The 17,876-nt window shown below is 73.4% G+C and carries 19 protein-coding genes; 3 read left to right on the top strand and 16 right to left on the bottom strand.

Annotation, left to right across the window (positions count from 1 at the left end; translation table 11 throughout):
• Window positions 1-195: 195 nt before the first annotated feature.
• The 4 genes from ACXR2U_RS19725 to leuC form a co-directional block, all read right to left on the bottom strand.
• Window positions 196-696, bottom strand: a complete 501-nt coding sequence (locus tag ACXR2U_RS19725) for an HU family DNA-binding protein (protein WP_458826791.1) — start codon at window positions 694-696, stop codon at window positions 196-198.
• Window positions 697-906: 210 nt separating this feature from the next.
• A complete protein-coding gene (locus ACXR2U_RS19720) occupies window positions 907-1,698 on the bottom strand; it encodes a class I SAM-dependent methyltransferase (protein WP_458826790.1) in 792 nt (263 codons plus the stop codon).
• Window positions 1,695-2,294, bottom strand: a complete 600-nt coding sequence (leuD, locus tag ACXR2U_RS19715) for a 3-isopropylmalate dehydratase small subunit (RefSeq protein WP_458826789.1) — start codon at window positions 2,292-2,294, stop codon at window positions 1,695-1,697. Before leuD ends, ACXR2U_RS19720 begins: the two co-directional genes overlap by 4 nt.
• Before the next feature lie 65 nt (window positions 2,295-2,359).
• Window positions 2,360-3,757 carry a 3-isopropylmalate dehydratase large subunit gene (gene leuC / locus ACXR2U_RS19710; RefSeq protein WP_458826788.1) on the bottom strand — a complete coding sequence of 466 codons (1,398 nt, stop codon included), beginning with the start codon at window positions 3,755-3,757 and terminating at the stop codon, window positions 2,360-2,362.
• A 65-nt stretch (window positions 3,758-3,822) separates the two neighbouring features.
• Between leuC and ACXR2U_RS19705 the strand changes: the two genes are divergently transcribed.
• On the top strand, window positions 3,823-4,521 hold the full coding sequence (locus ACXR2U_RS19705; RefSeq protein ID WP_458826787.1) for an IclR family transcriptional regulator: 699 nt from the start codon (window positions 3,823-3,825) through the stop codon (window positions 4,519-4,521).
• A gap of 11 nt (window positions 4,522-4,532) precedes the next feature.
• On the opposite strand, the gene ACXR2U_RS19700 is transcribed toward ACXR2U_RS19705, so the two are convergent.
• Window positions 4,533-5,285, bottom strand: a complete 753-nt coding sequence (locus ACXR2U_RS19700; RefSeq protein WP_458826786.1) for a trimeric intracellular cation channel family protein — start codon at window positions 5,283-5,285, stop codon at window positions 4,533-4,535.
• A 27-nt stretch (window positions 5,286-5,312) separates the two neighbouring features.
• A complete protein-coding gene (locus ACXR2U_RS19695) occupies window positions 5,313-6,767 on the bottom strand; it encodes an NAD-dependent succinate-semialdehyde dehydrogenase (RefSeq protein WP_458826785.1) in 1,455 nt (484 codons plus the stop codon).
• Between the two features lie 24 nt (window positions 6,768-6,791).
• Between ACXR2U_RS19695 and ACXR2U_RS19690 the strand changes: the two genes are divergently transcribed.
• Window positions 6,792-7,076 carry an acylphosphatase gene (locus ACXR2U_RS19690; protein WP_458826784.1) on the top strand — a complete coding sequence of 95 codons (285 nt, stop codon included), beginning with the start codon at window positions 6,792-6,794 and terminating at the stop codon, window positions 7,074-7,076.
• Here ACXR2U_RS19690 and ACXR2U_RS19685 read toward each other — a convergent pair.
• The 7 genes from ACXR2U_RS19685 to ACXR2U_RS19655 all read right to left on the bottom strand — a co-directional run bounded on the left by ACXR2U_RS19685 (window position 7,063) and on the right by ACXR2U_RS19655 (window position 14,044).
• On the bottom strand, window positions 7,063-7,788 hold the full coding sequence (locus ACXR2U_RS19685) for an alpha/beta fold hydrolase (protein WP_458826783.1): 726 nt from the start codon (window positions 7,786-7,788) through the stop codon (window positions 7,063-7,065). The genes ACXR2U_RS19690 and ACXR2U_RS19685 overlap by 14 nt on opposite strands.
• A 3-nt stretch (window positions 7,789-7,791) precedes the next feature.
• The gene (locus ACXR2U_RS19680) at window positions 7,792-9,261 is read right to left on the bottom strand and encodes a carboxylesterase/lipase family protein (RefSeq protein WP_458826782.1); all 1,470 of its coding nucleotides are present in this window, start codon (window positions 9,259-9,261) and stop codon (window positions 7,792-7,794) included.
• 4 nt (window positions 9,262-9,265) lie between these two features.
• Window positions 9,266-10,087 (bottom strand): thioesterase family protein, encoded by an 822-nt coding sequence (locus ACXR2U_RS19675; RefSeq protein ID WP_458826781.1) that lies wholly within the window; start codon window positions 10,085-10,087, stop codon window positions 9,266-9,268.
• A gap of 76 nt (window positions 10,088-10,163) precedes the next feature.
• Complete coding sequence (locus ACXR2U_RS19670) at window positions 10,164-11,180, bottom strand: ABC transporter substrate-binding protein (RefSeq protein ID WP_458826780.1); 1,017 nt, start codon at window positions 11,178-11,180, stop codon at window positions 10,164-10,166.
• Window positions 11,177-11,995, bottom strand: coding sequence for an ABC transporter ATP-binding protein (locus ACXR2U_RS19665; protein ID WP_458826779.1), 819 nt, complete (start codon window positions 11,993-11,995; stop codon window positions 11,177-11,179). Before ACXR2U_RS19665 ends, ACXR2U_RS19670 begins: the two co-directional genes overlap by 4 nt.
• A 4-nt stretch (window positions 11,996-11,999) precedes the next feature.
• Entirely contained in the window at window positions 12,000-13,052 is a 1,053-nt protein-coding gene (locus tag ACXR2U_RS19660) for a FecCD family ABC transporter permease (RefSeq protein WP_458826778.1), read from the bottom strand.
• Entirely contained in the window at window positions 13,049-14,044 is a 996-nt protein-coding gene (locus ACXR2U_RS19655; protein WP_458826777.1) for a FecCD family ABC transporter permease, read from the bottom strand. Before ACXR2U_RS19655 ends, ACXR2U_RS19660 begins: the two co-directional genes overlap by 4 nt.
• 5 nt (window positions 14,045-14,049) lie before the next feature.
• On the opposite strand from ACXR2U_RS19655, the gene ACXR2U_RS19650 reads away from it, so the two are divergent.
• Window positions 14,050-15,003, top strand: coding sequence for a siderophore-interacting protein (locus tag ACXR2U_RS19650; RefSeq protein WP_458826776.1), 954 nt, complete (start codon window positions 14,050-14,052; stop codon window positions 15,001-15,003).
• Window positions 15,004-15,018: 15 nt separating this feature from the next.
• Here the strand turns inward: ACXR2U_RS19650 and ACXR2U_RS19645 are convergent, their stop codons facing one another.
• The 3 genes from ACXR2U_RS19645 to ACXR2U_RS19635 form a co-directional block, all read right to left on the bottom strand.
• Complete coding sequence (locus ACXR2U_RS19645; RefSeq protein ID WP_458826775.1) at window positions 15,019-15,375, bottom strand: nuclear transport factor 2 family protein; 357 nt, start codon at window positions 15,373-15,375, stop codon at window positions 15,019-15,021.
• 52 nt (window positions 15,376-15,427) lie between these two features.
• On the bottom strand, window positions 15,428-16,867 hold the full coding sequence (locus ACXR2U_RS19640; protein ID WP_458826774.1) for an MFS transporter: 1,440 nt from the start codon (window positions 16,865-16,867) through the stop codon (window positions 15,428-15,430).
• A 108-nt stretch (window positions 16,868-16,975) separates the two neighbouring features.
• Complete coding sequence (locus tag ACXR2U_RS19635; protein ID WP_458826773.1) at window positions 16,976-17,689, bottom strand: enoyl-CoA hydratase; 714 nt, start codon at window positions 17,687-17,689, stop codon at window positions 16,976-16,978.
• Window positions 17,690-17,876: the final 187 nt, after the last annotated feature.

The raw sequence follows: 17,876 nt of genomic DNA, 5'->3' as shown, positions 1-17,876 counted from the left end.
CCCGCCCGTGCCCTCCCAGATCTGGTGAGTGGTCACCTTTCCCTGCGAGTGGCGAGAGATTTCCGCCCACTCGACCGGGGAAGTGACCACTCACCAGTCCTCGGGGGGGTCGGAGACGGCAGGGTGCGAACACAGCAGAGGGCCGCGCCGGGGTGTCCGACGCGGCCCTCTGCGTGACGCGGTTCGTGCGGTGGTTCAGCGAGCGGTCTTGCGCGCTGCCTTCTTGGCCGGGGCCTTCTTGGCGGCGACCTTGCGGGCAGGCGCGGCGGCCTTCTTGGCGGCGACCTTGCGGGCCGGCGCGGCAGCCGTCTTCTTGGCGGCGGTCTTGCGGGCCGGAGCAGCGGCGGTCTTCTTCGCCGCGGCGGTGCGCGCCGTCGTGGTCTTCGCGGCCTTCTTCGCCGGAGCCTTCGCGACCTTCTTGGCACCGCTGACGATGGCCTTGAACTCCGTGCCGGCCTTGAAGCCCGGCACCGAGGTCTTCTTGACCCGGACCGGCGCGCCGGTCGCGGGGTTGCGGGCGGTGCGGGCCGCGCGGTCACGCTTCTCGAACTTGCCGAAGCCGGTGAGGACGACCTCCTCGCCCTTGCTGACCGTCGCGTAGATCTGGTCGAACACGGCATCGAGGTAGGTCTGGGCGGCACGACGATCGGTGTCGAGCCGCGTTGCCAGCGCCTCGATGAACTGCGCCTTGTTCACGGGTGTCCTCCTAGGACGGGTACGCCGATGGGTGGCGTGCCGCTCGGACGAGCGGTCAAGAGCACACCGTAGGGCAGGAACGGGCGCACGTCATGCGACACGCGCGGCGCAGCGGGTGAGTTTCGCCCGTGAGCGGCGGGGTTTCCCGACCCCGCCGGGCCGGTCGGCGCCGTCCTCGCGCCGACCGGTGATCGGAGAATCCCTCGACTCCTACGAGGGTTTCCCCGCCGTCGCCAGGAGGTCGATCCGGACGTAGTCCTGGTCGTAGGTGCCGTCGGCGCGACGTAATCCGGGTAACACGATCTTCTCGACGTCGTCGAGGAAATCGGCCCGTTCGGGCGCGGGGACGCCCGGCAGGTACGCGATCGAGACCTGACTCGCGAGCCAGCCCCGCACGCCGTCCTCGTCGAACGGGCGTCGCTGCTCCAGCCGACGGATCCACCCCGGGTCGGACGTGTCGAGACCGGCGGCGTCGAGCAACGGGCGGTGTTCGTCGACCGAGGGGAAGTACCAGGCGGCGGGTGATCCGCCGTGCGCCACGGCCACCTCGTCGAGCAGGGTGCGCGCCGCGGCGATCTGACCCCGCCCGCCGAAGTCGGCGCGGAACCGGCCGCCGGGCACCAGGACGTGCGCGACACCCTCGGCCACCGCGGCCTGATCGGCGACCGGCACCCAGTGCAACACCGCGACGCTGACCACGACGTCGAACGCGTCCGCGCCGAAGCGCGAGCCGACGTCCTGCGCCCGCACCTGTTCGACCTGCAGGTTCGGCGCCGACCGCTGTGATGCGGCGCGGACCATGTCCGGGTCGGCGTCGACGGCCGTGACCGAGCCGTCCGGGACCGCCCGCGCCAACGCGTGGGCGACGTCGCCGACGCCGCACCCGAGGTCGAGCACCCGCTCGTCGCCGCGCAACCCCAACGACGCCAGCAGATCGTCGTCGTAGACGCGGTGGTGACCGAGGTTCGAGCCGTAGGCGTCGGCGCTCCAGGTGGCGGTCACGACGGCACGGCGACCCGCGGCATCCACGGCTTGCGGGTCGGCTCGTAGTCGTCGATCGCGGTCTCCTGGCGCAGCGTGAGGCCGATGTCGTCCAGGCCCTCCATGAGGCGCCAGCGCGTGTAGTCGTCGAGCTCGAACGGGTGCACCTCGCCCTCCCACCGCACCTGACGCTCGACCAGGTCGACGGTCACCTGCAGCGTGGGGTCGTCCTCGATGTCGTCCTGCAGCCGCTGGACGACCTTCTCCTCCAGCACGACGGTGAGCAGCCCCGCCTTCTGCGAGTTGCCCCGGAAGATGTCGGCGAACCGCGGGGCGATGACGGCCTTGAACCCGTAGTCCATGAGCGCCCAGACGGCGTGCTCACGCGAGGAGCCGGTGCCGAAGTCGGGTCCGGCGACCAGGATCGTCGCGCCCTGGAAGCGTTCCTGGTTCAGCACGAAGTCGGGTTCGTTGGCGCGCCAGGCCTGGAACAGGCCGTCCTCGAACCCGGTGCGGGTGACGCGCTTGAGGTAGACGGCCGGGATGATCTGGTCGGTGTCGACGTTGCTGCGGCGCAACGGGACGGGGGTGCCGGTGTGAACGGTGAACGTGTCCATCGTGATCCTTTCGGGGTCCCCGCGCGAAGTCGTCGAGCCGCGGTCGCGAGGAGGACTTCGTGGGGTTACAGGTCGGCGGGGGACGAGAGCGTGCCGGTGACGGCGGTGGCGGCGGCGACCAGCGGTGAGACCAGGTGGGTGCGGCCACCCTTGCCCTGCCGGCCCTCGAAGTTGCGGTTGGAGGTCGACGCGCTGCGCTCGCCCGGGGCGAGCTGGTCCGGGTTCATGCCGAGACACATGGAACATCCGGCCCCGCGCCACTCACCACCGGCGGCCGTGAAGATGGCGTCGAGACCCTCGCGCTCGGCCTGCTCCCGCACCCGCATCGAGCCGGGGACGACCAGCAGACGCACGCCCTCGGCGACCTTGTGGCCCTCGATGACGGCGGCGGCGGCACGCAGGTCCTCGATGCGGCCGTTGGTGCAGGACCCGACGAAGACCGTGTCGACACCCACCTCCCGCAACGGCGTGCCCGCCTCGAGACCCATGTACGCCAAGGCCTTCTCGGCCGCGGCGCGTTCGTCGACGTCCTCGAAGCTCGCCGGGTCGGGCACGGCACTGCCGAGCGGCGCACCCTGCCCGGGGTTGGTGCCCCACGTGACGAACGGCGTGAGGGTGCTGGCGTCGAGGGTGACCTCGGCGTCGAACTCGGCGTCGGGTTCGGTGCGCAGGCTCTGCCAGTCGGCGACGGCGGCGTCCCAGTCCTCGCCGCTCGGCGCGTACGGCCGGCCCTGGATGTAGTCGAAGGTGACCTGGTCCGGCGCGATCATCCCCGCGCGGGCGCCCCACTCGACGGACATGTTGCAGACCGTCATGCGGCCTTCCATCGTCATGTTCTCGAAGGTGCTGCCGCGGTACTCGACCATGTAGCCCTGGCCACCGCCGGTGCCGGCCTTCGCGATGACCGCGAGGATGACGTCCTTGGGTGTCACGCCGTCGGGCAGGTCGCCGTTCACGGTCACGGCCATGGTCTTGGGCCGGTCCAGCGGGAGGGTCTGGGTCGCGAGCACGTGCTCGACCTGGCTGGTGCCGATGCCGAACGCGAGCGCGCCGAACGCGCCGTGGGTCGAGGTGTGGGAGTCGCCGCAGACGATCGTCATACCCGGCTGGGTCAGCCCGAGCTGCGGGCCGATGACGTGGACGATGCCCTGCTCGATGTCGCCCATGGGGAACAGCCGGATGCCGAACTCCGCGCAGTTGGCGCGCAGCGTCTCGACCTGCAGCCGGCTGACCTCGTCCGCGATCGGCAGGAAGATGTCGGTGGTCGGGACGTTGTGGTCCTCGGTCGCGACCGTGAGGTCGGGGCGGCGCACGGGTCGCCCGGCGAGGCGCAGGCCGTCGAACGCCTGCGGGCTGGTCACCTCGTGGACGAGGTGCAGGTCGATGTAGAGCAGGTCGGGTTCCCCGACCGCCCGGCGGACCACGTGCCGGTCCCACAACTTCTCCGCGAGTGTCGTGCCCATGCGCTCTCCCAGCTCGTCGCCCTGAACGATTGGCGTCCCAGACTGTGGGACGGTACGTTCACCTTGTGGGACAGCCTAGCGGTATCGGGGTGCTGGACAAAGCGGTGGCGGTACTCGACGCCGTCACCGCGGAGCCGGTCACCCTCGGTCAACTCGTCGACCGCACCGGGCTGCCGCGGGCGACCGCCCACCGGCTCGCCACCGCGCTGGAGAAGCACCGGCTCGTCGCCCGTGACGCCGACGGCCGCTACGTGGTCGGGGAGCGCGCGGCCGAACTCGCCGCCGCCCGGCCCGATTCCCTGCTGACCAACGCGGCTCCCGTCCTCGCCACGGTCCGCGACAGTTGTGGTGAGAGTGCGCAGCTCTACCGGCGCGAGGGGCACGAGCGGGTCTGCGTGGCCGTCGCCGAACGCACCCACGGCCTGCGCACCACCGTCCCGGTCGGCGCGCGACTGCCGCTCACCGCGGGGTCCGGAGCGCAGGTGCTGGTCGCCTGGTGGGACGACGAGCCCGCCGTGGCCGAGGTCCTCACGCAGGCGCAGTACACGGCCCGCACCCTCGCGGAGGTCCGGCGGCGCGGCTGGGCGCAGTCGGCCGGCCAACGCGAACCCGGTGTGGCGTCGGTGTCAGCGCCCGTCCGCGGCCCGGACGGCGCGGTGGTCGCGGCGCTGTCGATCAGCGGCCCGATCGAGCGGTTCGGCCGCTCCCCCGGGGTGCGGTACGGCCCGGTGCTCGCGGCGGCCGCCGCGAGGCTGCACGCCTGACCCGGCGCGACTCAGCTCGGACCGCGACGACGCAGGGGCCGGGGCAACGGGGTCCGGCGCAGGGTGCGCACGGCCCGCGTCCGCGCGAGCGGTGCGAGATCGGGCAGCCGCCGTGAGAGGTCGACCGGGCCGGAGATCTGCCAGCCGCGCCAGACCGCGAGCAGCCGCAGACCCGTGACGAACACGATGGTCACGAGGTCGGCCACGACGGTGTCGACGCCGGCCACGCGCTTGGTGGTCACGAGCAGGATGGCGCCCAGCAGCGCCGCGAAGGCGTTCACCGTGCCGGGCCGGGCGATGTCGGGGACCTGCCCCAGGATGAGGTCACGGATGAACCCGCCGCCGACGGCCGTCACCACGCCGAGGAACACGACCGACGCCCCGGGGAACCCGTACAGGTCGGCCTTCTCGGCCCCCACGACCGTGAACAGCCCGAGCGCCAGGGCGTCGAGCACGACCAGCAGCGGGTTCAACCGGGCCAGCCAGCCCGCGAAGAAGAACGCCACCAGCGCCGCGACCGACACCGTCGGCAGGTAGAGCGGATCGGTCAGCGCCACCGGCGTGCCGACGCCGAGCAGGACGTCACGGATCAGACCGCCCCCGAGGCCGGACACCAGCGAGAGCAGCAGCACGCCGGTGACGGCGAAACCCTCACGCGCGGCGAGCAGACCGCCGGACAGCGCGCCGACCACGATCGCCGACAGGTCGATCCACGACGGGACCGTCAGTCCCGACCGGAACGGGTCGAGGAGCGCGAGCAGCACGGGCGCAGTGTTCCACCCCGGCATCGGTCACCAGGTGGTCGCGACGTAGGTCGTCTCCAGGTACTCCTCGACGCCCTCGTAGCCACCCTCGCGACCGAGGCCGGACTGCTTGACCCCGCCGAACGGCGCCGCGGGGTCGGAGACCAGCCCGCGGTTGAGGCCGACCATGCCGACCTCGAGGCGCTCGGACAACCGCAGCCCGCGTCCGAGGTCGCGGGTGTAGACGTAGCCCGTGAGCCCCATCTCGGTGGAGTTGGCGATGCGGACGGCCTCGTCGTCGTCGTCGACGGTGATGACCGGTGCGACCGGGCCGAAGATCTCGTCGGTGGCGGCGGGCGAGTCGAGCGGGACGTCGGCGAGCACGGTGGGCGCGTAGAAGAAACCGGGGCGGTCGGGCGCGGCACCGCCGATGACGGCGCGGGCGCCGGCGGCCACGGTGCGGTCGACCTTGTCGGCGATGCCCTTCACCGCCTTGGCGTTGATCATCGGACCGACCTGGGTGTCCTCCTCGACACCGGGTCCGACCTTCAGCGCGCCCATGCGCTCGGCGAGACGCCGCGTGAACTCCTCGGCGACCGACCGGTGCACGATGAAACGGTTGGCGGCGGTGCAGGCCTCGCCGCCGTTGCGCATCTTGGCCAGCATGGCGCCGTCCACCGCGGCGTCGAGGTCGGCGTCGTCGCAGACGAGGAACGGGGCGTTGCCACCCAGTTCCATCGACGCGCTCGTGATGTTCGCAGCGGCCTGACCCAGCAGGAGCGCGCCCACGCCGGTCGAGCCGGTGAACGACACCTTGCGCACACGGGTGTCGGCGAGCAGGTGCTCGACGAGCGGGCCGGGCTTGCTCACCGGCAGGGCGTTGACCACGCCGGCCGGCGCGCCGGCCTCGGTGATCAGCTGCGCGAGCAGCAGCACGGTCAGCGGGGTGTCCTCGGCCGGCTTGAGGATGGTCGTGCAGCCCGCGGCGAGAGCCGGCCCGAGCTTGCGGGTGGCCATGGCGGCCGGGAAGTTCCACGGTGTCAGCAGCAGCGAGACCCCTACCGGCTTCTTGAACGTGACGATCCGGTTCGCGCCCGAGGGCGCCATCCGGACCTCACCGCCGATGCGCACGGCTTCCTCGCTGTACCACCGGAAGAACTCGGCGGCGTAGGTGACCTCGCCCTTGGCGTCGGTGAGCGACTTGCCCATCTCCAGGCTCATGAGGCGGGCCAGGTCGTCCGCGTGCTCGATCATCAACTCGAAGGCGTTGCGGAGGACCACCGAACGCTCGCGCGGGGCGGTGGCCGCCCAGCCGGGAGCGGCGGCCGCGGCCGCGGCGAGCGCGCGGTCGGCGTCGGCGAGGTCGCTGTCGGCGACACTGGTCAGCACCTCACCGGTCGACGGGTTCAGCACGTCGAAGGTGCCACCCCCGCCCGGACCCCACGAACCGTCGAGGAACACGCCGGTGGGGATGTCGAGGTCGATGCCGGGCAGCTTGGTCATGACGTCGTTTCTACTCGCCCTACCGTGGGTGGTGTGGCTGACGTCGTGCGGGTCCGTGCGCTGGTGTCCGGTCAGGTGCAGGGCGTCGGGTTCCGGTGGTGGACCCGCGCCCGCGCGCTGGAACTCGGGCTCGCGGGGCACGCGAAGAACCTCGACGACGGCCGGGTCGAGGTCGACGCCGAGGGGCCGGAGCCGGACCTCGACGCCCTGGTGACGGCGCTCCGGTCCGGGGGCACCCCCGGTCGGGTCGAGGAGGTCGTGACCTCGACCCTCACGCCGACCGGCCGCCACGGCTTCACCGAGCGCTGAGCAACCGCTGCACCACCAGCTCCGGGTGGTCCCGGTGGATCGAGTGCGACGAGTCGGGCACGGTCTCGAAGGTCCACCGCGGGTTCGCCGCCGGGAGTGACTCGAGCAGGAACGGCGCGAGCGCCGACCCGTCGGTCGCGACGAGGACGAGCACCGGCACCGCGACGTCGGCCGCCGCGGCGGTGACGTCCCACGGCTGGTTGTCGAGCACGAACCGCCGCACGGCCTCGACGTCGGCGGCCGCCGTGGCGGCGACACGCGCCTCGACGGTCCGTGGGTGCCAGTGCGGGTGCGCGGCCGCGACGTCGTCCGCGGTGAGGGACTTGTCGGCGACGAGCTGGTCCGCGAGACCTGCCACCGCGTCGGCCGGCGCGACCAGCGCCGGGTCGATGAGCACCGCCCGCCGGGCGACGCCGGGGTGTCGCGCGAGCAGTTCGGTCCCGATCGCCCCGCCGAGGGAGTGACCGACGTAGAGGTCGAAACCGTCGCCGACCTCGGCGTGGACGGCGTCGGCCACGTCGGCGAAGCGGTACGAGGACGCGGGTCCGGACGCCCCGTGACCCGGCAGGTCGACCGCCGTCACCGCCCACCCGGCGACGGCGAGCGGCTCGGCCAGTTCCCACATCGTGGCGGCCGAGGACGTGATGCCGTGGACCAGCAGCGCCCGGGGCGCCTGCGGGTCGTCGGCGGGGCCGAGGTGTTCGGTGTGCAACGGTCAGTCCTTCGGCATGACGTCCGCCCCCGCCCAGGCCAGGCGGCGGTCGGAGTGCGGATCGGGCTCGATGTGGTCGCCCGGGACGTCGAACACCCGCACGGCGCGGGTGTCGGGGTCGTAGCCGGGCCAGTCGTCCCCGGGGTCGAGGTCGTGGACGAACCGCACCCACGCCCACTGCAGCCGGGCGGCGAGCGAGGACCGGGCCGCGCCGGCCGGGCCGCGCAACGCCCACGACGCCGGGCCCTTCCAGTTCCAGAGGTAGGGCAGTTCGGCCGCGTGGGTCGCGCCCCACCAGGGCACACCGGCGTCGAACCGGTAGACGAACGCCGGTCCCCCCGCCACGGCGTGCCGCTCGGCGAAGTGCCGGGTCGGCTGGGCGAAGTCGAAGTCGGTGGTCAACGCCCGGTCGCCGCGCCGGTCGGCGGGATAGGCCCGCAGGATGCGGGCGGCGTGGACCTCGCCGAGCGCGGCGGTCAGCCGGGCCGCGACGGTCGCCCGGTCGGTCGGCACGACGTCACCCGGCAGCTTGCGGAACAGCTCGACCTCGTCGTGGTTGCTGCCCGCGAGCAACGCCACGCCCGGACGGGTGCTGGACTGTGCAGCCTGCAACGATCCCGGCACGAGGTCGTCGTCGAACCACGGCGCCGCCGGGGTGGTGCCCGTGACGGCCCTGCGCACCGCCTCCTGCGCCTCCAGCAGCCGGCCGGTCGACAGCGACCTCAGCACCGACGCGTCCCTGGTGACGCCGAGGTCGTCGAGGTACCGCCGGGCGATGCGTTCGCGGGTGCGGTCGCCGTGCACCAGCGAGTACGACCCGCTCTGCATGACCGCGCCGCGGAACAGGCCGTCGGTCGCGGGCGCGCACATCAGCATCGCCACCGCGATCGAGCCGGCCGACTCCCCCGCGACCGTCACCCGCGCCGGATCGCCTCCGAACCCGGCGATGTTCTCGTGGACCCACCGCAGCGCCGCGATCTGGTCGCGCAGGCCGTTGTTCGTCGACACGTCGAGGTCGGTGACCGCGCCGAGGTCGACGAAGCCGAACACCCCGAGCCGGTAGTTGACCGTGACGACCACGAGGTCGCCGAGATCGGCGAGGTGGGCGCCGTTGTAGAGCGCGCCGCTGCCGCCGGTGAACGCACCCCCGTGGATCCACACCAGGACCGGCCGCCCGGTGTCGGACGACGAAGGCCCGCTCGGGGCGTGCACGTTGAGGTACAGGCAGTCCTCACCGACGCCGTCACCGAGGGCGCGGACCGGTGCGGTGAGCGAACCGGCCTGGGGCGCGCCCGCGCTGTAGCGGTCGGCCGGCCGGACCCCGGTGAGCGGGACGGCCGGCGCGGGCGGGCGGAACCGCAACGGTCCGACCGGCGCGGCGGCGTACGGGATCCCGAACCAGGCGTGGGTCCCGGCGGCCCGCCGCACGCCCCGGAACGTGCCCGAGGACGTCTCGACGTCGAGAGAGTTCACCGGGTCACCGCCCGCCCACGGCCGTCATCGGCAGCACCAGGGCCAACTGCCGCGACTGCGCCACCAACGTGTCCGAGCTGTCCCACAGGTCGACCTCCTCCTCGTGGAAACCGTGCCCGACGTGCCGGGTGTCGACCACGGCGCGCAACCAGCCGGGAACCGGACGCGCCCGCACGTGGACGGTCAGCTCGACGGTCGTCGACCACACCCCGAGGTCGGCGACCACAGGGGGCATGCCGTCGGCGAACTGCACGAGGGCGAGCGGGTCGGGCTCGCGGCCGTCGCGCATCCGCAGCCACAACGCCGATGTCGGGAACCCGCTCGGGCGTCCCTGCGCCCAGCCCGGGAGTTCGGGATAGCGCAGTTCCAGCCGGCCCATCACCGACGACTCGGCGTGCGACGCGGCTTCGGGCCGCAGCGTGGTCGGGTCCAGGCACTGCTCGACCGGCGGGAGATCCGGCGGCGTCAGACGTTCGTGGGCGAGGTCGGGAGCGTCGGGCCGGTCGAGGTCGGCGAACGCGGCCTGGACCCGCACCACCTCGTCGCCCTCCTGGGTGAGGACCGCGCTGCCGAAGGCGATCCGGCGCCCGGCCTTGTGCACCGCGGTCGCGACGTGCGCCGCACCGTGTCGTCCCGGCCGCAGGAACACGGCCGACACCGAGACCGGGTCGGGCAGCGGCATGTCCGCCGCGAGCGCGCGGGTCGCGATCGACATGAGGTACCCGCCGTTGGGAACGCCCGGCGCGCCGTCCCAGCGCGCGCCCACCGAGGCGTCGTGGCCGCCGCCGGGGGCCGGCGTGACCCGGGTGTCGTCGTCGAACCCCACGGTCAGCGCCGGCCCAGCGCGGTGAGCGGGCGGGACGCGGGACGCTGGCGCGACATGCCCCGATCCTGCCCCACGGTCACGCGACGGGCTCGGACCCCTCCAGCCACCCCGCCAGGTCGTCGGTGTCGCGGGCCATCGCGACGTAGTCGAACGCCACGACCGCCCACGGGTGCAACTGGCCCGAGGTCGCCGCGGGCGTCTGCGAGAACCCGGCCTGCTTGCCCAGGGCGTCCGCGTCCATCGCCCGTTCCGAGTACAGGACGACGTCCGTGGCCTGGTCCGCGATGTTCTCCCACGAGGTCTGCAGCCAGTAGTAGTTGTCGCCGGGCAGGTCGGGGACGTCGACGCCGAGCGTGTGCCAGGTGTTGAGCAGCGGGTCGTCCTGCCAGCGGGCCACGTACACGCCGTCGTCGACGTACCCCGCGATGGCCGAGACGGTGAGTCCCGAGGCCGCGGCGGCCTTCAACCGGTCGGCCGCGGCCTGGAAGTCCGCGCGCGAATCGGCGATGACACCGGAGTCCTCGTCGACACCGAGCGACACCGCGAGGTCGACGATCCGGTCGGCGACGTCGGTCGCCTCGCCGCTCACGCCGATGACGACGAGGGGCGCGATGGCCGCGACCGCCTTCTGCTGCGCGAGGTCCTTGAAGCCGTAGTACAGGCCGTCGGGGTCGAGGTCCTTCCCCCGCGCCGTCGGGTAGTGGGTGACGACGACGATGTCCGGCCGCGCCGCGGCGAGCGACTCGATGTTGATCTCGCCGTACGCCCGGCCGACCTCGGTGACCCCGCTCGTGTCCTTGCCATCGAAGCCCGGCTCGTCGGAGATCGGGGTCTGCCCGAAGCTCGCCACCGGCTCGATGCCGTAGCTCCACAGCGACCCGAGCGGGTCGCTGTACCCCGCGACGCGGTCGGGGGTCTCGTCGAGCGAGATCGTCTTGCCCAGGTCGTCGGTGAACGACCACGGGCCGGAACCGCCCGCGGCCCCGCTCGCGTCGTCACCTCCGGAGCCGCACGCGGCCAGGGTGAGGGTCAGGGCGACGAGGGCGGCGGTGACGGCGGCCAGGCGGGAGAGCCGGGTCGGGCGGGACGTCATGCGGTGAGCTCCTTCGTGGGAGTCGCGGCCGCCGGGCGGCGGACCGCGGTGTGCGGGACGACGACGGGATCGCCCGTGTCGGGGTCGGTGAGCACGCGGGCGGACAGTCCGAAGACGTCGCGCAGCATGGCCTCGGTGAGCACCTCACGCGGGTGGCCGTCGGCGTGGACCCGGCCGCCGTGCAGCACCACCAGCCGGTCGGCGTAGCGGGCGGCGAGGCCGAGGTCGTGGAGCACGACGACGGTGGTGAGCCCGCCGTCGACGGTCAGCCGGTGCACCAGGTCGAGCACCTCGACCTGGTGGGCGAGGTCGAGGTAGGTCGTCGGCTCGTCGAGCAGCAGGACGTCGGTGCGCTGGGCGAGGGTCATCCCGATCCAGGCCCGCTGCCGCTGGCCGCCGGAGAGCTGGTCGAGGTGCCGTCCCGCCTCGGCGGTGAGGCCGACGGCTGCGAGGGTCTCGTCGACGATCGCGACGTCGGCGCGGGTCGGTTGCCGCAGCAGACCCTGGTGGGCGAATCGGCCGCGCGCCACCAGGTCGCGCACGGTGAGCCCGGGCGGGGCCTGGGTGGTCTGCGGGAGCAGCGCCAGCCGTCGGGCCAGGGCCTTGGTGTTCCAGTCCCCCACGGCGCGGCCGTCGAGTTCGGCGTGCCCGGCGCGTGGCGGGAGAAGTCGACCGAGGGCGCGCAGCAACGTGGACTTGCCGCAGCCGTTCGGGCCGACCACCGCGGTCGTGCCCGGGTGGAGGTCGAGGTCGAGGTCCTCGACCACGGTGCGGTCGTCGTAGCCGAGGGTGAGTCGGACGGTGCGCAGGGTCACGGGGTCACGCCTTCCGTCGCCGGACCAGCAGCCGGATGAGGTACGGAGCGCCGATGGCCGCGGTGATGAGGCCGACAGGGATCTCGAAGTCGGTGACGGTCCGGCCGATGAGGTCCGCGACCGTGACCAGCGCGGCGCCGGTGGCGGCACTCGCGAGCAGCGGGATGTCGGCCCGGCCGGTGAGGCGCAGGGCGATCTGCGGTGCGACCAGGGCGACGAAGGGCACCGGGCCGGCGGCGGCGACCGCGGCAGATGCCAGCAGCGCCGACAGCGCGGCCACGGTGAGTTGCACCGTGCGCAGCCGGGTGCCGAGGCCACGGGCGACGTCGTCGCCGAGCGCCATGGCCGCGAGCGGCCGACGCAGGAACGCCGCGGCCGGCAACAGGATCGCCGCGCTGATGACGAGCGGCACGAACTGGTCGAACGAGCGCGAGTTCAGCGAGCCGGTCAGCCAGACCGCGGCCGAGCCCGCCTCGCTGATCGACGCCGAGACCAGCAGCCACGAGACCGCGGCGGTGGTCATGAACGAGGCGCCGATGCCGACCAGGACGAACCGGTCGGGGGCGAGGTCGCCCCGCCAGGCCAGCCCGAAGATCAGCAGCGCGGTGACCAGGCCACCGACGGCCGCGGCGATGGGGATCGCGACGGTGGCGTATCCCGCGGCCAGGCCGTAGGTTCCGCCGCCGACGACGATGGCGGCGACCGCCGCGGCCGACGCCCCGCCCGTGACACCGAGCAGGTCCGGGCTGGCCAGTGGGTTGCGGGTGAACGACTGGGTGAGCGCGCCCGCGGTGGCGAGCAGCGCCCCGACGACGACACCCGTCGCCGCCCGCGGCAGCCGCACCTCGGTGACGATGTAGCGGGTGCCTTCGTCACCTCCGCCGAGCAGCGCCCGCACGACACCGGCCGGGCTGACGGGGAACTGGCCGACCGCCATCGAGACCAGGAACGCGACGACGGCCAGGATGCACAGTGCAACGGTCGTGCCGAGGGCCCTGGCGGCCGGGCGGTGCGGGACGGGAGGAGCGGCCGCGGCCGGCTGCAGCGTCGTGGTCACACCGCCACCGTCCGTCGGGACCGGGCGACGGCGATGAAGACCGGGCCGCCGGCGATCGCTAGCACGATGCCGACCTGCAACTCGGACGGCGTGATGACGACCCGGCCGACGATGTCGGCGGCGAGCAGCAGCGCGGAGCCGACCAGGCCGGAGACCGGGACGAGCCGCCGGAAGTCGCCGCCGACCAGGCGCCGGGCGATGTGCGGGGCGGCGAGGCCGAGGAAGCCGATCGGCCCGGCGGCGGCGACGGCACCACCCGACAGCAGCACCACCGCGAGCAGCCCGACCAGTCGGATGCGTCCCACGTCGTGGCCCTGCGAGACGGCGACGTCCGCGCCCAGGGTCAGGGCGTTCAGGCCGGGGGCGTTGAGCACGGCGAGCACCGCACCGACCGCGAGGAAGGGCGCGACGTCGAGCGCGACGCCGAGGTCGCGGCCGGCCAGCGATCCCGCCACCCAGCGGCGGTAGACGTCGAGGGTGGTGCGGTCGTTGAGCACGAGCAGCGACGTGCCGGTGACCAGCAGCGCGGTCACCGCCGCGCCGGCGAGCGCGAGCGGGGCGAACCCGACACCGCCGCTGCGCGCGGCGATCGCCGCGACAGCCACCGTGGCGGCGAACGCGCCGGCGAGGGCGAGCCACACGTAGCCCGAGGCGGTGCGGACGTCGAGCAGGTAGATCCCGGCGACGACCGCGAACGCGGCCCCGGCGGCGATGCCGAGCAGTCCGGGGTCGGCCAGCGGGTTCCGGGTGTGGCCCTGGGCCACCGTGCCGGCGACGGCCAACGCCGCGCCGACGAGCAGCGCCAGCAGGGTGCGGGGCCACCGACCCCCACGGACGTCGGCGATCGTGTCGGCCGGGCCGGTGCCCCTGACGGCGTCCCAGACCGCGCCCGGGCCGACCAGGTCGGAGCCGATCGCGAGGCTCGCGACCACCAGGACGAGCAGCGCCACGAGCAGCACGGGAACGACCCGGGCGGTCCTGGACACCGACATGGGCGATGAGGTTAGCCTTACCTAATCTGAATGCCGAGCGAGGGGTCTCCTTGACAGCCACCAGCACCCGGACCGAGCCCGCCTACCGCGTCTTCGAGACCCGCGTGAGCGGGGTGACGCCCCTGACGCCGCACTTCGTGCGGGTGACGGTCACCGGCGACGACCTCGACGACTTCGCCGACCACGGCGACGACCAGCGCTTCAAGCTGGTGCTGCCGCTCCCCGGACGCGGCCTCGGCGACTTCCCCCGGACCGGCGAGGACTGGTACCTGGACTGGCGGCACCTCGCGCCGGAGCGGCAGAACCCGATCCGCACGTACACCGTGGCGGGGGTGCGGCCCGCTCGGCGCGAGGTCGACGTCGTCATGGTGCGGCACGGCGCGACCGGCCCGGCGTCGGCCTGGGTGGAGACCGTGACGCCCGGCGACCCGGTCCTGCTGGTCGGCCCGAACGCCCGCAGCGGGGCCCCGACCCGCGCCGCCGAGTGGGCACCACCGGCCGAGGCCGACCTGCTGGTGGCGGGTGACGAGACCGCCGTGCCGGCGATCGTCTCGATCCTCGCGGGCCTGTCCCCCGACCGCTGCGGCGTGGCCGTGCTCGAGGTGCCGACGTCCGAGGACGTCCTGCCGGTGCAGGCGCCTGCAGGCGTCGAGGTCGTGTGGCTGGGCCGTGACGGCCGTCCGCACGGATCGTTGCTGGATGCAGCGGTGCGCACGACTGCCGCAAGACTGGTGCACACGACAACGAACCGGGTGTTGGTCGAGGACACCGACCACTCCGACGACGACGACCTGCTGTGGGACGTCGCCAGCGCCGCGGACGGTTTCTACGCCTGGCTCGCGGGTGAGGCCGGCACCATCCGTACGCTGCGGCGCCACCTGGTGGGCGAGGTCGGACTCGACAAGCGGGCCGTGACCTTCATGGGGTATTGGCGGCGCGGCGCGTCGGAGGCCACCTGACCCACCGACGCGGTCTCAGCTCGGGAGCAGGAACGTCCAGAGCTTGGTGATGAGGCCGTCCTCGACGAGTGCGATGTCGAGGCCACGCACCACCGGTGGCTGACCCTCGGGCCCGAGGTTCCAGGCGAGGTGACCGAGGTCGTGGTTGACCATGACCTCACCCGCCGCCGTGAACACGAAGTCCGGCGCGGACGCGAGCAGGCCGGCGGCCTTGGCGTCGAGCGCGTCGCGCCCGGTGACCACGGCCTCGGGGTCGGCGAACACGACGCCCTCCGCGTACGTGCGGTCGACCGCCGCACGACGCCGGGCGGCGTCGCGCTCGCCGAACACCTCGAACAGGTTGGCGTGCATCAGGGTGGCGACGTCGGTCACGACGGACTCCTCGGGGTGCGGTGCGAACGAGCGGTGCGTCACCGTAGCGGCGTCAGGCCACCGGCTCCTCCGGCCGGGCCTGCCGCGGCAGCCGGAAGACCAGCGCGAACGCGATGGCGATCGGCACCAGGCAGGCCCAGGCGGTGACCTCGAGGGCGTGGGTCGGCAGGTGGTCGCCGAAGCCGGACAGGAAGATCGTGCCGAGGACCGCGACACCCAGCGACGTCGACAGTTGCTGGGTTGCCTCCAGCACACCCGAGGCCGAGCCGACCTCGCGCATCGACACGCTCGACAGCACGAACTGGAACAGCTGCGACAGGCTGGCACCCGCTCCGGCGCCGACCAGGACCAGGCCGGGGACGAGGTCCCACGACGACACCGACGACGACATCGACGCGGTCAGGGCGATCACGGCGACACCCGCACCGATGACCACCAACCCGGCGTGCAGGACCCGCCGCCCGAGCCGACCGGCCAGGATCGTCCCGAGCACCATGCCGAGGACCATGCCGACCACCATCGGGGTGAGCGTGAGGCCGGCGTGGATGGGCGACCAGCCCTCGCCGAGCTGGCCGTAGAGCGAGACCACGAGCAGCACGCCGCCGAAGGCGCCGAACAACGCGAGGACCACGGCGATCCCCGACAGGTAGGTGCGGTTGGTGAGCAGCGAGGGCTCGATCAGGGCGTCGTCGCGGCGGTGCTTCTCCCACCGGAGGAACGCGAGCAGCAGGGTCACACCGAGCCCGAGCAGGACGAACGTCCACGCGGGCCAGCCGTCGGGCTGCCCCTGGATGAGCGGGTAGATGATCGCGACGAGCGCGAGGCCGATGAGCCAGGTGCCGGTGACGTCGAGCTTGAGCCCGGGCCGTCCGAGGCTGCGGGGCAGGGACTTCAGGGCGAGGGCGAACGACACCGCGCCGATCGGCACGTTGATGAGGAAGACCAGCCGCCAGCCGGTGCCCCAGAGGTCGGCGTCGACCAGGGCGCCGGCGGCGATCGGAGCCGCCAGCATCGGCAGCCCCATGGCCGGACCGAACAGCCCGGTGGCCTTGACGAACTCCTTCTCGTCGAAGACCTCACGCATCAGCCCGAAGCCCTGCGGGATCATCAGCGCCCCGAACGCGCCCTGCAGGGCGCGGAACGCGACCAGCACCCGCATGTCGGGAGCGACGGCGCACAGGGCCGAGAAGACGGTGAAGCCGGCGGAGCCGACGAGGAACAGCCGGCGCCGGCCGAGGATGTCGCCCAGGCGGGCACCGGCGACGAGCAGGACGGCGAAGGCGAGCGTGTAGCCCGCGGACAGCCACTGCAGGGTGCTGGCGCCACCGCCCAGGTCGTCGTGGATCGACGGGCCGGCGACGTTGACGATGGTGGCGTCGAAGATGTCCATGAGGTTGGCGGCGAACACGACGCCGAAGACGACCCAGCGCCACCGGTTCACGGTGGGCGCCGCGGCGGTGGCGGTGCTCGTGGGGAGGTCGAGTGCGGTCATGCTCGTAGCGTCGGCCGTCGCGCTGGCACCGCCCGCACACCGTGCTGACACGGCACCACGACCGCTGTCAGCGACGCTGTCAGCGCCGGCGGGCCCGACCTCCCCGGCTCACCGACCGGTGAAGCGGGGCGGGCGACCCTCGGCGCGCGCGGCGCGGTACTCCTGGACGTCGGAGCTGACCCAGCAGGCGGCGAAGGCGGCGTCGACGTCCGCGCGGTCGGCGCCGTTCAGCGCGAGCTTGGAGTAGGCGAGCGACAGCGGGGCGAGGGTGGCCAGTTCGGCGGCCCAGGCCAGGGCGTCGTCGAGGGTGCCGGCGCGGTCGGCGAGGCCGGTGGTCAGCGCCCGCTCGGCCGACACGGTGTCGACCCCCAGCAGCAGCGCCCGCGCCACGCCTCCCCCGGCGACGTCGGCGAGGCGGGCGACGGTCCACGGGTCGACGGCGAGGCCGTTGCGGGCGGTGGGGACGGCGAACCGGGCCCGTTCGTCGACGATCCGCAGGTCGCACGCGACGGCGATCTGGGTACCCGCGCCGACGGCCGGTCCGTTCACGGCGGCGACGACCGGCACCGGCACCGCGGCGAGACCACGCAGCAGGGCGGCGAGCGCGGCGCGGAAGTCCTCGCCATAGACCTGGTCGAGGTCGGCGCCCGAGCAGAACGACGAGCCCGCGCCCGTGACGACGACGCACCGCGCGCCGTCGTCGACCGCCCCCCGCAGCGCCGCCAGCAGCTCGGTGGCGTGCTCGAGGTCGAGCGCGTTGCGTCGTTCGTGCCGGTCGATCGTCAGCAGCGCGACGTCGTCGCGGCGGTCGGCGGTGATCACCCGCGCATCATCGCGGAGTGCCGGCACCCCCGACCCCGGCGAGTGGTCACCTTCACCGCCGAGTGGCCAGCTTTTCCGGGTCTACTGACTGATGTGTGGGTGCCGTCGGGGTAGTTGGGGTCGGTGGCCGCCGAGGTGGAGCATGGCCAGGGCGATCAGTGGTGTTGCGGTGTGGAACCCGAAGGCG

This window comes from Jatrophihabitans sp. YIM 134969 (assembly GCF_054456675.1).
The sequence above is the reverse complement of the archived record's forward strand: the minus strand, read 5'-3'. Positions and strand labels throughout refer to the sequence as shown.

Coding starts and splice junctions, on each gene's coding strand:
- ACXR2U_RS19655 (WP_458826777.1), bottom strand. CDS start 14,044: ATGTCGGTGTCCAGGACCGCCCGGGTCGTTCCCGTGCTGCTCGTGGCG.
- ACXR2U_RS19650 (WP_458826776.1), top strand. CDS start 14,050: ATGAGGTTAGCCTTACCTAATCTGAATGCCGAGCGAGGGGTCTCCTTG.
- leuD (WP_458826789.1), bottom strand. CDS start 2,294: ATGGACACGTTCACCGTTCACACCGGCACCCCCGTCCCGTTGCGCCGC.
- leuC (WP_458826788.1), bottom strand. CDS start 3,757: ATGGGCACGACACTCGCGGAGAAGTTGTGGGACCGGCACGTGGTCCGC.
- ACXR2U_RS19695 (WP_458826785.1), bottom strand. CDS start 6,767: ATGACCAAGCTGCCCGGCATCGACCTCGACATCCCCACCGGCGTGTTC.
- ACXR2U_RS19670 (WP_458826780.1), bottom strand. CDS start 11,180: ATGACGTCCCGCCCGACCCGGCTCTCCCGCCTGGCCGCCGTCACCGCC.
- ACXR2U_RS19640 (WP_458826774.1), bottom strand. CDS start 16,867: ATGACCGCACTCGACCTCCCCACGAGCACCGCCACCGCCGCGGCGCCC.